Origin of the sequence: Spongiibacter sp. (assembly GCF_041602295.1) — a bacterium.
Taxonomy (GTDB): domain Bacteria; phylum Pseudomonadota; class Gammaproteobacteria; order Pseudomonadales; family Spongiibacteraceae; genus Spongiibacter.
In genome coordinates this window covers 1-12,647 of record NZ_JBFIGO010000011.1, presented here as the reverse complement: position 1 = coordinate 12,647, position 12,647 = coordinate 1, and the positions used below count along the sequence as shown (strand labels likewise).

The 12,647-nt window shown below is 58.4% G+C and carries 12 protein-coding genes; 7 read left to right on the top strand and 5 right to left on the bottom strand.

Annotation, left to right across the window (positions count from 1 at the left end):
* The first annotated feature begins 77 nt into the window (after window positions 1-77).
* Together ABYM29_RS03840 and ABYM29_RS03835 are read left to right on the top strand one after the other, a co-directional pair.
* On the top strand, window positions 78-866 hold the full coding sequence (locus ABYM29_RS03840; RefSeq protein WP_372862331.1) for an SDR family oxidoreductase: 789 nt from the start codon (window positions 78-80) through the stop codon (window positions 864-866).
* A gap of 86 nt (window positions 867-952) precedes the next feature.
* Complete coding sequence (locus tag ABYM29_RS03835) at window positions 953-2,155, top strand: acetyl-CoA C-acyltransferase (protein ID WP_372862328.1); 1,203 nt, start codon at window positions 953-955, stop codon at window positions 2,153-2,155.
* 165 nt (window positions 2,156-2,320) lie between these two features.
* Here the strand turns inward: ABYM29_RS03835 and ABYM29_RS03830 are convergent, their stop codons facing one another.
* Complete coding sequence (locus ABYM29_RS03830; protein ID WP_372862325.1) at window positions 2,321-3,091, bottom strand: EAL domain-containing protein; 771 nt, start codon at window positions 3,089-3,091, stop codon at window positions 2,321-2,323.
* Window positions 3,092-3,515: 424 nt separating this feature from the next.
* On the opposite strand from ABYM29_RS03830, the gene ABYM29_RS03825 reads away from it, so the two are divergent.
* Window positions 3,516-4,391, top strand: coding sequence for an alpha/beta fold hydrolase (locus ABYM29_RS03825; RefSeq protein ID WP_372862322.1), 876 nt, complete (start codon window positions 3,516-3,518; stop codon window positions 4,389-4,391).
* Window positions 4,392-4,459: 68 nt separating this feature from the next.
* Window positions 4,460-6,979 (top strand): ATP-dependent helicase HrpB, encoded by a 2,520-nt coding sequence (gene hrpB, locus ABYM29_RS03820; protein WP_372862319.1) that lies wholly within the window; start codon window positions 4,460-4,462, stop codon window positions 6,977-6,979.
* On the opposite strand, the gene ABYM29_RS03815 is transcribed toward hrpB, so the two are convergent.
* The 3 genes from ABYM29_RS03815 to ABYM29_RS03805 form a co-directional block, all read right to left on the bottom strand.
* The gene (locus ABYM29_RS03815; RefSeq protein ID WP_372862317.1) at window positions 6,976-7,824 is read right to left on the bottom strand and encodes a sterol desaturase family protein; all 849 of its coding nucleotides are present in this window, start codon (window positions 7,822-7,824) and stop codon (window positions 6,976-6,978) included. The two genes, hrpB and ABYM29_RS03815, sit on opposite strands and share 4 nt — an antisense overlap.
* Window positions 7,825-7,826: 2 nt before the next feature.
* Window positions 7,827-8,489 carry a TetR/AcrR family transcriptional regulator gene (locus ABYM29_RS03810; RefSeq protein ID WP_372862314.1) on the bottom strand — a complete coding sequence of 221 codons (663 nt, stop codon included), beginning with the start codon at window positions 8,487-8,489 and terminating at the stop codon, window positions 7,827-7,829.
* Window positions 8,490-8,621: 132 nt separating this feature from the next.
* Complete coding sequence (locus tag ABYM29_RS03805; protein WP_372862312.1) at window positions 8,622-9,488, bottom strand: TIGR03619 family F420-dependent LLM class oxidoreductase; 867 nt, start codon at window positions 9,486-9,488, stop codon at window positions 8,622-8,624.
* Between the two features lie 225 nt (window positions 9,489-9,713).
* Between ABYM29_RS03805 and ABYM29_RS03800 the strand changes: the two genes are divergently transcribed.
* From ABYM29_RS03800 to ABYM29_RS03790, 3 genes are all read left to right on the top strand, one after another.
* Window positions 9,714-10,475, top strand: coding sequence for an SDR family NAD(P)-dependent oxidoreductase (locus ABYM29_RS03800; RefSeq protein ID WP_372862310.1), 762 nt, complete (start codon window positions 9,714-9,716; stop codon window positions 10,473-10,475).
* Window positions 10,476-10,537: 62 nt separating this feature from the next.
* Window positions 10,538-11,299: an SDR family oxidoreductase gene (locus ABYM29_RS03795; protein WP_372862307.1), complete on the top strand. Its 762-nt coding sequence runs from the start codon at window positions 10,538-10,540 to the stop codon at window positions 11,297-11,299.
* Between the two features lie 12 nt (window positions 11,300-11,311).
* Window positions 11,312-12,406, top strand: a complete 1,095-nt coding sequence (locus ABYM29_RS03790) for a Rieske 2Fe-2S domain-containing protein (RefSeq protein WP_372862305.1) — start codon at window positions 11,312-11,314, stop codon at window positions 12,404-12,406.
* Window positions 12,407-12,448: 42 nt separating this feature from the next.
* Here the strand turns inward: ABYM29_RS03790 and ABYM29_RS03785 are convergent.
* Window positions 12,449-12,647 (bottom strand): hypothetical protein (locus ABYM29_RS03785; protein WP_372862302.1); only part of this gene is annotated, 199 nt, incomplete at its 5' end.

The window sequence follows — 12,647 nt, the reverse complement described above, 5'->3', positions numbered from 1 at the left end:
CTGGCGAAGCCGACAGAGCGAGCACAATGATTTAACAACGAGCGCTGAGCGGCGTTCGTCTGCAACGGAGTTATAGAATGAGTGTGAAGATTCCTGAATACGTGGCGGGCCACGGCCTGCTGAAAGGCAAGTCGGTATTGATTACCGCGGCGGCGGGTGCCGGTATTGGTTTTGCCGCGGCCAAGCGCGCGGTGGAAGAGGGCTGTCGCAGCATTGTGATCAGTGATATCCACGAAGGCCGTCTGAACGACGCGGTGGAGCGCCTGAAAAGCGACACTGGGCTGCAGCAGGTTGCCGGCAAGGTGTGCAATGTCGCGGCGGAAGACGACGTGCAGGCGCTGATTGCCTTTGCCGAAGAGTTCTGCGGCGGGGTTGACGTGCTGATCAACAATGCCGGATTGGGCACCACCAAGTCGCTGATCGACATGGAAGATGCCGAGTGGGACAAGGTTATTGATGTCACCCTCAATGGCACCATGCGCATGACTCGGCAGATGATGCGCAATATGAAAACCCGCGGCGCGGGCGTGATTGTCAACAACGCCTCGGTACTGGGCTGGCGCGCGCAGAAAGAGCAGTCACACTACGCGGCGGCCAAGGCCGGCGTCATGGCGCTGACTCGCTGCGCGGCCCTGGAAGCGGCCGACTTTGGCGTGCGCATCAATGCCGTGTCGCCGTCACTGGCGGTGCACCCCATGCTCAAGAAATCGGCGCCGGAAGAGCTGCTGGCAGAGCTGGAAAGCCGCGAAGCCTTTGGTCGCGGTGCCGAAGTATGGGAAGTCGCCAATGTGATGATGTTCCTGGCCTCTGACTACTCCAGCTACCTGACTGGCGAAATTATCAGCTGCTCTTCGCAGCGTGCCTGAGGCGCGTTACCCTAGCAGCCCAGAATTCCAGCTAACGTATTCAACCCGGGCGCCGCTTGCGGCGCCTACAGCGAACGAGGTTCACTATGAAAGAAGCTGTCATCGTCTCTACCGCCCGCACCGGTATGGGCAAATCCTTCCGCGGTGCATTGAACGACACTGAAGCACCGGCAATGGGTGGCCACGCGGTCAAGTCGGCCGTCGAGAAGGCGGGTATCGATCCCGCGTCGGTGGAAGATGTGATCATGGGCGCTGCGGCCCAGCAGGGCACCCAGGCCTACAACCTCGGCCGTCTGTGCAGCGTGGCGGCAGGCCTGCCCGACACCGCAGCCGGGATGACCATCGACCGCCAGTGCAGCTCGGGTTTGATGTCTATCGCCTGGGCAGCCAAGTCGATTATGTGCGACGAGATGGATGTGGCCGTGGCCGGTGGCCTGGAGTCGATCTCGCTGGTGCAAACCAAGCACAAGAACAGCTACCGCAATGTATCGAAGACGGTCACGGAAATTGATCCGACGGCCTATATTCCGATGATCGAAACCGCTGAACTGGTGTCCGAGCGCTACGGCATCAGCCGCGACGCCCAGGACGAATACGCCCTGCAGAGCCAGATGCGCGTGGCCGCCGCTCAGGAAGCCGGCCTGTTTAACGACGAGATTGTGCCCTTTGCCACCCGCATGTCGGTGTTTAACAAAGAGACCAAGGAAGTCACCTATAAAGACGTGGTATTGGATCGCGACGAATGCAATCGCCCGTCGACGACACTGGAAAGCCTGCAGAGTCTGGCGCCGGTATGGAAAGATGGTCAGTGGGTTAAAGAGGGCCGTTTCATTACCGCCGGCAATGCTTCACAGCTGTCCGATGGCGCATCAGCCAGTGTGATCATGGAAGCCAAGCGCGCCGAGCAGTTGGGTCTGGCACCGCTGGGTGCCTATCGCGGCATGGCGGTTGCCGGTTGTAAGGCTGACGAGATGGGCATTGGGCCGGTATTTGCCATTCCCAAGCTGCTTAAGCGCCAGGGCCTGAAGGTCGACGATATCGGCGTTTGGGAATTGAACGAGGCTTTTGCCTGTCAGGTGATTTACTGTCGCGATAAGCTGGGCATTGATAACAACAAGCTCAATATCAATGGTGGCGGTATCTCCATCGGTCACCCCTTCGGCATGAGCGGTGCTCGCCTGGTGGGGCACGCGCTGTTGGAAGCCAAGCGCCGCGGCGAAAAATATGCTGTGGTGACCATGTGCATCGGTGGTGGCATGGGCGCGGCAGCGCTGTTCGAAGTGTTCTAAGAAATTATAAAAAGCCAAGTTGGCAGGAAGGAAAAACCGCTGTGGCAGCTGCCACAGCGGTTTTTTTATGTCTGCTTTTCAGGGGCTCGTTTTGCGGGGTGAGACGGCCCGCAGTGTTTGGTGCGCTGCGGCCCGCTCCCTGGTTTGCGAGCTATTCGCTATAGATTACAACTCCAGCTGCATTAACAATTCGCTGGTGTCGTCGAGGTTCAAGTTGTCGCCCATATAGTGTCCCTGCAAAATGTGGCCGCCCAGGTTTTTAACACCCTCGAGGCAGTTGCGATCATCGACGCCATCGACGACACAAGACCAGCCCAGCCTGTCGGCGCCACACAGGAGTTTCTGCAAGTTGAGACTGGCGCGCGCACTGTCGAGAATTTTTCTGCTGAGCGCCGCAGGGGTTTTTATCTCGCCGATAAGGTCTCGGCTAACCTTGCTAAGCGTATCGGGGTCCTGATAAAAATCGCGCACACTGATATGAAAACCGTAGTCGATAAGGCGACTAATCGTGCCGATGTGTTCATAAAAGTCGTCGAGTATTGTCGAGGGTAACTCGAGAGTTATGCCGTGAGCGCTGGCGCCACACTCGCGGAATACACGGTCTACGGCCTGGAAGAATCGCGGTGAATTTAGTTCACTGGGACGCAAGCTAATGGATAAACGCAGTGGATAGCCAATGTGTTTGAAGTGTAGCTGTGCTCGCAGGGCTTGAACGAGGTAGTAGAGGAAAAAGCTGACCCGCTTATTATGGCGGCCAAGGATATTGAGAATATGCGCCTTGGTCAGTGTTTCGTAGCGCATCTTGACCCAGATCAGGTTGCCTTCGAGGGCGCAAATGCGGCCACTGGCGAGATCTAACTGCGGATTAAAACGAAGTTCAAACTCACTGTTGGCAACGCCGTTGAGGATGTCGTCGATGTTTATTTCGCTGTCCATAAGCTATTCACCAATGTCGCCAGTTTTTCGTTGAGCCATTGGGAGGGCGCAATCCCTGCGCCGATGAAGTCCCTCTCATACATCCTTGAGTATATATGAGCTAGCGGGCGCTTGCCGCGCCTGGCAATGACAATTGTCATTACTAGGCCAGTTTTTCTTTCTTGCTGAGCCCTGCTGCTGGGCTCGAATGTCAGAGGCGCCGGCGGTGGTCACGTTCAGTGTAATGGTTGATGCCTATCTGCGGCTGTTTGACGGCGACAACTGTGCTTATAGCGGGTCGACAGCACAAAATGGTGGTGTTGATTATAATGGCCCATCCAATGTACGGCGAAAAGTGGCTGGCCTCGGTGGCGCTTCACCGAATAAGATAGTTGGCTAATACGATCTGGCTTAGGTGCCGCCGGTGCAGCAGATGGAGAACCGCATGATCCCCGATTTACATGGCCCGACCTCACATATTTACATTTCTCAGCGACTGCGTTTGCACTATGTGGACTGGGGCAATCCCGAGGCGCCGCCGCTGATTCTTATTCACGGCGGCCAAGATCACTGCCGAAACTGGGATTGGATTGCCCAGGAGTTGCGCCACGACTGGCATATTATCGCCCCGGACTTGCGTGGCCACGGCGACAGTGCCTGGTCACCCGACGGCCACTACAGCTTTGAGGCCTATGTCTGCGATATCGCGCAGTTGATCAATCAGAAACAGCTGGGGCCGGCGACCATTGTTGGCCATTCAATGGGCGGCAATATTGCTAGCCGCTATGCGTCGATTTACCCGGAAAATGTCAAAAAGCTGGTGAATATCGAGGGTATATTGCCCAATAAAGATGAAACTGAAGTCTGCGATACCATGAGCTACCGGCAGAAGATGCGGGACTGGGTGGCGGTGCGCCAGAGCATGTCGGCGCGCCTGCCGCGGCGCTATCCGAGTATTGACGATGCCTTTAAGCGCATGCACGAGGAAAACCCCCACCTCAGCAAAGCGCAAGCCTGTCATTTGACGCATCACGGTGCCAGCCAGAATGAAGATGGCACTTACAGTTGGAAGTTTGATAATTACACCCGCAAACTGAATCGCCTGGAGAGTGGTGAAGACGAGGTGAGGGAGATTTTCAGCAATATCGAATGTCCGACATTCCTGGCCTGGGGGACCGAGACCTTTGTTGAAGACCCGGTAGCGAGCGGTCGTATGAGTTATTTTAAAGATGCGTTTATCAAATACTATCCCGGCGCCAGTCACTGGGTTCATCACGACAAGCTGGACGATTTTCTGCGCGATCTTAAGGACTTTATCTAGCGGCGTGGCCGTGCACCTTCCTTTGAGCCGCAGCGCACGCTGCGGCGGTCTGCGGTAATTGTTTATTCATGGCTGAGCAACTCCCGATATTTTCCCTGCTCGATGCATTGCGAGAGCAGTTGGCCGCCGCTGACGAGCTGGTGCTAGAGGCGCCGCCGGGTGCCGGTAAAACCACTCAGGTTCCACTGGCATTGCTTGACGAGTCCTGGCTGGCGGGTAAAAAAATACTGATGCTGGAGCCGAGGCGCATCGCCGCGCGCGGCGCCGCCGAGCGGATGGCGGCGCTGCTCGGCGAGCGCGTTGGCGAACAAGTGGGTTATCGGGTGCGCCTCGAAACCAAGGTGTCGGCGCACACCCGTATAGAGGTGATTACCGAGGGAATATTGCAGCGTATGCTGCAGGACGATCCCAGTTTAGATGATGTCGGCCTGTTGATTTTCGACGAATTTCACGAGCGCAGTTTGAATGCCGATTTAGGTTTGGCGCTGACCTTAGAGGGGCGGCGACTATTTGGTGACTTGCGCGACGCGCCGCTGAAAATTCTGCTGATGTCGGCGACCTTAAACGGCGCGGCCCTGTGTGACTACCTGGACAATGCGCCGCTGCTGCGCAGCGAGGGGCGCCAGTATCCGGTCGATGTCTACTACCGGCCGGTGGACAGGCGCCGCTATCCCCGCAGCGGTGATATCACCGGAGCCATGCAGGCCTGTATTGTCGAGGCGCACCGCGCGCACCAGGGGAATATTCTTGCCTTTTTGCCCGGCCAGGCCGACATTCGTCGCTGCAGCGAGCAGCTCGCCCAGCAGTTTGATAGCGATACGGTGATCGCGCCGCTCTACGGTAATTTGAGCCTCAGCGAACAGCGCGCGGCGATCGCCGCGCCGCCACCGGGCCAGCGCAAAATCGTGCTGGCGACCAATATTGCCGAGAGCAGTTTGACCATCGATGGGGTCAATATCGTGGTCGACAGTGGTCTGGAGCGGCAACTCGTTTACGAGGCCCGCAACGCCAGTAGTCGTTTGACTACCCGTCGCATTGCCGCCGCCTCAGCAGCGCAGCGCAGCGGCAGGGCGGGGCGGCAGGCACCGGGGGTGTGTTATCGACTGTGGAGTGAGGCTGAGCAACAGCGCCTGACTGAGTACAGCGAAGCTGAAATTTTGCACAGTGATCTTAGCAGTCTGTATCTGCAGTGTATGCAGTGGGGCTGTCGCCCGGAGGAGTTGTCCTGGCTGGACCCGCCACCGCCAGCCTACTGTGCGCAAGCGCGGGATTTGCTGCAGAGCTTCGGCGCCTTGCTGGTGCGCGAGGGCCAGCTGTCACTGAGTGATCACGGCCGAGCGATGGCAGCGCTACCGGTGGCGCCGCGGCTTGCACATATGTTAATTGAGGCGCAGCAGTTAGGCGCGCTGGCGCCAGCTTGTCAGCTGGCCGCCCTGTTGGGTGAGCGCGATATTGGCGGTGACCACGGCGCCGATATTCAGCCGCGTCTGGCGGTACTGGCCAACGCCCCGCGCCGTTATGGCCACATTGTGCGCCAAGCTCAGCAGTATCGTCGGCTGTTTAGTGAGGTCCAGGGCGGGCAGCCCGCAAGGGTAGAAAGCGCCTTGGCGGTGGCAATTGCCCGCGCCTTTCCCGACCGCATTGCCCGCCAGCGCAGCCCCGGCAGCGCAGATTTTCAGCTCAGCAACGGCCGCAGCGCTCGGGTGTTCGATGACGACCCGCTGCGTGGCAGCCCCTACTTGGTGGCTGTGGATATCAGCGGCACGGCTGGCGACAGCGTTGACCGTATCCGTCTCGCCTGCCGGCTGGATGAGGCGCTGCTTGACGATGCCCTGGCGCCCTTGTGTCGCGAGGAGTTGAGCGCCGATTGGGATGAGGAACTGGGCCGGTTTGTCGCCGAACGTCAGCACTGGCTGGGCAAGCTGTTGATTGCTCGTCGCCCCCAGGCGCAGCTTAGTGCCGAGCAGCGTGTCGGAGCCCTGTTAAGCCTGTTCCGCCGCCGCGGCCTGGGCCTGCTCAATTGGTCTGACGAGGCGCGCCAGCTCTGTGCCCGCGTCGGCCTGCTTGCTGCCCACCACTGTGCGCCCGGTGGCTGGCCGGATTTTAGCGAGGCGGCACTGCTCGACGCCGCGGAAAACTGGCTGGCGCCCTACCTGAGCAAGGTGAGCAAATTGCGCGATATTCAGGCACTGGATGTGCGCGCCATGTTATTGGCCCAGCTCGATTGGCCCCAGCAGCAGGCGCTGCAAGAGCAGGCGCCGGAGCGCATAAAAGTGCCTTCGGGGTCGCGGATTGCGGTGGATTACTGCAGTTCGCCGCCGGTGCTGGCGGTGAAGTTACAGGAAATGTTTGGCTGTGAGCACACGCCGCTAGTGGCCGAGGGCAAGCAGGCACTGCTGCTGCATTTGCTGTCGCCGGCGCGGCGGCCCCTGCAGGTCACCGCGGACTTGGCGGGTTTTTGGCGCAGTAGTTACCAGGCGGTGAAAAAAGACATGAAGGGGCGCTATCCCAAGCACCCCTGGCCCGATGACCCCTTGTCGGCGACGGCCACGGCGTACACCAAGGCGCGGGCTGCACGCCAGCCCTAGACGGTCTCACCGGCGGCGGGAGCTGCCGTTTTTTCCGGCTTGGGCAACAGCGGCTTGCGCACGATGGGCCACAGCAGCTCCTCGGCCCAGTGCAGGCGCGGCGAGATCGGCAGGCCGTAATTGCGCTGCGCGCTATTGGGAATTTTGGCGGTGCCAAACAACACATCAAATAAAAATACGGTGACCGCGTAGTTGCCGTTGGGGTGGGCGGTCTTGCCGTAGGCGTGGTGGGCGTGGTGGGTGTCGGGCAGGGTGACGACGCGCTCGACGACTTTCCAAACGGGCTCTAATACAGGGATTTTATTGCGCAGCCAGTTGTCCCAGCGGTAGCTGCTATGGGTGCCGAGGTTGACGATATAGGTGACAAATACGGCTGCCAAAAACGCTTCACTCAAGCCAAAGTAAATCGCAAAGGCGCCCATCCACGTTTGCGGCAGCATAAACACCCAGAAGAAGTTATAGCGGTAGACCACGGCGATATTCAGCTGTTGGGCGCTGTGATGGGTGCGGTGAATCTTCCACAGCCAGCGCCATTCGTGGGCGGCGCGGTGCAGCCAGTAGTGAGCAAATTCCTCGATAAAAAAAATCGCCGGGAAGGCCAGCCAGAACGGGGTGTTGGCCAAGCTGCCGGCGTTGTTTGGCAGGTAGTGCGCGAGCAGCCAGCCGATGGCGCTGCCGAGTACGGCACCGGCAACAAAGAGGTTGGAGACTAAGCCAAACAGCATAAAGGCGAAGTCGCGCAGTGGTCGCGGCGAGCGTGTTAGGCGCCCGCCCAACCATTCACAGCCAAAAGCGAAGAGAAAAATACTGAGAATAATCAGTTCGAGGTTGGGCATCAGTTCCATATTTACTTCCTCTTATTATGCGGGGCGCTAAGGCCGCCGATGGAATAGTCGATCAGGTTTTGCAGTCGCCACTCAAGCTTGTCTTCGTCAAAGCGAATGTCCCCGTGGTGCTGCTGGGCATCCCACTCGGCAACGGTGTGAATCGCGTGGTTACCCAAGAGGCTGATGCGCTCTGCATAAATTGCGTCGGGCAGTTGGTTGCTGAGCTGCTGTTTAATCAGCGCGGCAATTTTGGTTAGTGCCGAGGAGCGCGCGCGGTTGGCGAAAAACAGTTCCCGCCAGTGTTTGCGGGCCAGTAGTTGCGTAATCAGGTTGAGATAGCGGCTGCGGCCATCGCCGTGTAATAGCTCATTGGCCAGTGGCCGTATCATTAATTCGACGAGGGATTCCAGGCTGGGTTGCGGTTCTACTTCTAGAACGGCTTGCAGCAATTGTTCCCGCTGCTCATTCACCGAGGTGACGCGGTAGTCGATGATCGCTTCCACTAAACCGTCAAAGGAGCCGAAGTTATAGTTCACGGCAGAATGGTTTTTGTGGCCGGCGCTGCGGGCAATCTCGCGGCTGGAAACGCCATCAATGCCTTTTTCGGCGATCAATTGCTCGGCGGTCAGCAGCAGCTTCAGGGCGCCGGGGCTCAGTTTGTGTGGGTCGCTTTGAGTGTCCATGGCTGCAAGTTAAGACGATTGTCTTAATAAGTCAAGTGTCTTAATTTGGTGCTAGCCATAGCTCTTAGTAAAAAAGCCGGCGATTGCCGGCAAAGGGACGCGTGAATATGGGCGATGCAGAGTCAGCTTGCGTCAGCGGATAAATCTCTGGGCAAAGGTTTCCAGCTGGCTGATTTTTTCATCGACACTGGTGGTGTCGGGCTTGCCGTCATAGGCGTTGCGAAAGGCGATATGGCACTCGTCGACGCCGAGTTCTGTCAGTGCGGCCTGACCGGCGCTGGAAAAGGCATCGGCGGAGCTCAGCTGGATGCTAAAGGGCAGGTGGTCGCGCTCGAACTGGCGGCGGTAGTCCTGCAATTTGCCAATAAGCTGACGATATTCCTCGAGGCTGGCGCCGGCGCCGATCCAGCCGTCGCCCAGCCGCGCTGCGCGTTTGAGTGCGGCGTCAGAGTGACCACCAATGAAAATCGGCGGCTGCTGCGCCGGCACCGGGCAGAGCTGCATGCTGTCGATACTCAGCTGCTTGCCTTGGTAACTGAAAAACTCACCGCTGAGCAGCCCGCGAATAATATGGATCTGATCGTCGAGGCGCTGGCCGCGCTTTTCCCAGGGAATTTGGCAGCCCTCAAAGTCTTCCGGCCAGGGGCTGATGCCCACCCCGAAGTCCAATCGGTCACCGCAGAGCACCGCCAAGGTCGCCAGTTGTTTGGCGACCACCAGTGGTTGGCGCACGGCCAATTTGTATACCGAGGTGTTAAAGCGCAGCCGCTGGGTTTGTGCCGCAAGAAAGGGGATGGCGACCATCGGCTCGACAAAGGGCAGGCCCTTGAGGAACTCGCGCGAGCCGCTGCCGTTGTAGGGGTAATTAGCGGATGCCTGCTCGGGATAGCAGAGGCTGTCGGGGAAGGCCATGCTGTGAAAGCCTAATTGCTCAGCCGCTTGTGCCAACGGCAGGTATTGCTCGGCGGGGCACATGCTGGGGTTATAGCTAAATTTCATCGTCACTCCACGCAGTTTGGGCGGTGTCTTATGTCACCGCTATGGCTGAGGTTCATGGTAGGGAGCAGCGCTACACTTGCTCAGCACATTTCCATTCATATTTATTGGCGAAACCAGCCACGGCAACAGAGCAGGCGAAAATGTGCATAAAAATAGCTGTTTTTGTCGTCGGGTTGCCAGGGGGCCGGCGCTACTATCGTTTTATTCAAAAAGTCAGGAGGCTTTATGGTCGAGCAATTTCTCCATAACAAAGTGGCATTGGTCAGCGGGGCCGGGCAGGGCGTCGGTCAGGGTATTGCGCTGTCATTGGCCGCGCGAGGCGCGGCGGTAGCCCTGCTGGGGCGCAGCCTCGATAAGTTGCAGACGAGTCAGTCGATGATCGAAGAGGCCGGCGGCAGGGCGCTGGCCATTGCTGCCAACGTGAAAGACAGCGATGACTTGGCGAGTGCCGTCGAGCAGACGGTGGCGGCGTTTGGTGGCCTGAATATTCTGGTCAACAACGCCCAAGAAGTGCCGCTGGGCACTTTACTGGAAGTTGACGAGGCGGCGCTTGAAGCGGGTTGGCAATCTGGGCCATTGGCGTCGCTGCGATTGATGAAGCTGTGTTATCCCCATTTGAAGGGCGACGGGGTCATTGTCAATTTGGCCTCCTCGGCGGCGATGCGTTGGGATATGACCGGTTACGGCGCCTACGCGGCGGTGAAAGAGGCCATTCGTTCGCTGAGTCGTGCCGCTGCCTGCGAGTGGGGGCCAGAGGGTATTCGCACCAATGTGATTTTGCCGCATGCCATGTCGCCGGCGCTCAAGTGGTGGACGGACAATCGGCCCGATGAAGCGGCGGAATTTGTCGCCTCTATTCCGCTGCGTCGTATCGGTGAGTGCAAAGAGGATATTGGCGAGTTTGTCGCTACGCTTTGCAGTGAGGCCTGTCGTTATGTCAACGGCCAAAGTATTGCTTTGGACGGTGGGCAGGCCCATCTCGGTTAGGGTGAGCCGGCGCTGTTGACGGCGTAATACTGACAACAACTAGGGTGAACAAGGAGTGAGCGATGAGCGGTTATCTGGTAACAGGCAGTGCCTCAGGTATTGGTGCTGCGGTCTGTGAGCGGCTGCTAGACGACGGCGAAAACGTGCTGGGTTTGGATCGCCAGGATGCGGATATTGTCGCTGACCTGTCTACGGTCTCGGGACGGCGAGGGGCCGTCGAGCAGGCCCTGGAAGCGTTTCCCGAAGGCTTGGATGGGCTGGTGTGTTGCGCCGGTGTGGGCAGCACCAGCGCGACGCTTTCGCTGATTCCCGAAGTGAATTTCTTCGGCTCAATTGAGCTGTTGGAAGGCCTGGCCGGGGCCTTGCAACGCCGTCGTGGCGCGGCGGTATTGGTGTCGTCGAATTCGGCGCCTCAAGCCACTGATGAGGCCTATCTACAGGCCCTGATCAACGGCGATCGCGAGGCGGTGGCGGCGCGTATTGCCGAGCTCAGCGGTCACGCCGCCTACTGTGGCTCCAAACAGGCGCTGGCGCGCTGGATGCGGCAGCAGGCGCCGGCGTATGCTCGCCGCGGGGTCAGGCTCAATGCTGTGGCACCGGGCTATACCCGCACGGCGATGACAGCTGAAACCGAACAGCATCCTGAATACGGCGACGCTATTCGCGAGTTCTTGGCCACTATTCCGCTCGGTCGGGCCGGTGAGCCCAGCGATGTGGCCAATGCCATTGGTTTTTTACTCAGCGGGGAGGCCGGGTTTGTCTGTGGTTCGCTGCTGTATGTCGACGGTGGCCACGACGCCATGTTTAGACCCGATAATATTTAAGGAGTAAAACTTATGGCAACTGCTCAGGACTATGGTTTGGGGCCAAATTGTTTTCCGCGGGGCTGGTTTTTAATTGCCGAGGCCAGTGAGTTGGGGGCGCGGCCGCTGGCGCTGCGGTTTTTTGCCCGCGACTTCGCCCTGTACCGGGGTGAGCAGGGTCAACCGGTGTTATTGGACGCTTACTGCCCGCATATGCAGTGCCATATTGCTGCCAGCGATACGGCGGTGATCGCCAAAGAGGGGGCGCAGATAGAAGGTTCGTCGATTCGCTGTCCCTATCACGGTTGGCGTTTTGGCCCCGATGGCGCCTGCGATGATATCCCCTACCACGACGGCCCGATGCCGCGCTCGGCCAAGTTGACGAGTTATCCCGTTGTCGAGAGCCTGGGCGGCATTTGGATGTGGTTTGACCCAGAGGGCGGTGAGCCGGCCTACGCCGCACCTGACTTGGCCCAGTGGCACCAGCCGCAGTGGCTGCACTGGCAGATGGACCACCTCGGTGAACTGGCGGTTCACCCCCAGGAAGTGATTGACAATATGGCCGATGCGCGCCATCTCGGGCCGACACACGGCGCGCCCTGCGAGTATTTCGAAAACGAGTGGCGCGACCATATTTATATTCAGCGCCAGGGGGGATTTCATCAGGAGTACCAGGCCATGTTGCAGACCACAACCTGGTACACCGGCCCCGGTATTTTGCTATCCCACCAGCTATTTGGCGATGTTGAGAGCATTGAGTTGATTGCCAATACCCCGGTCGAGGATGGCGTCAGCAAGTTGTGGCACGGCCTATTGGTGAACAGCGGCAAGGCCAGCCCGGATGACGAAGACCGCGCTCGCGCTCGCCAGCTACAAGCTGGCGCGCTAGATTCGTTGGCGTCGGACTTTGGTATTTGGAAAAACAAGCAAGCAGCCACAAGAGTGTTGCAGTTAAAAAGCGACGGGCCATTTGCGCGGGGTCGGCGCTGGTACCGGCAGTTTTATCAGTGTATGGACGACGCGCGACGCAGTCAGCAAGAGGTCAATGGTATCTGCCATGTGCAGGGTTTAGAGCTGCCGCCGGCGGCGAGTCGCGAAGTTGAAAAAGCCTTTGATAGCCTGGGTTAATGGCGCATTTGGGCGTTTTTGTATCGTACAAAAAATGAACGATTATGTTTGTTTTTCTGACTTTTTATGTGGTCTTTTTAATTGCTGCGCGGTGTAGTCTTCGCCGTGGAAAATAATGAAAAGCGCGACTACAGTGCTTAATAGCAAGCGGGTGTGCATCCAATAAAACCTGATAAAACGGAAAACATTCATGATAAAAAAACGCCTCATTTCCAGCTTCGTTTGTTTGGGCATTACCGTG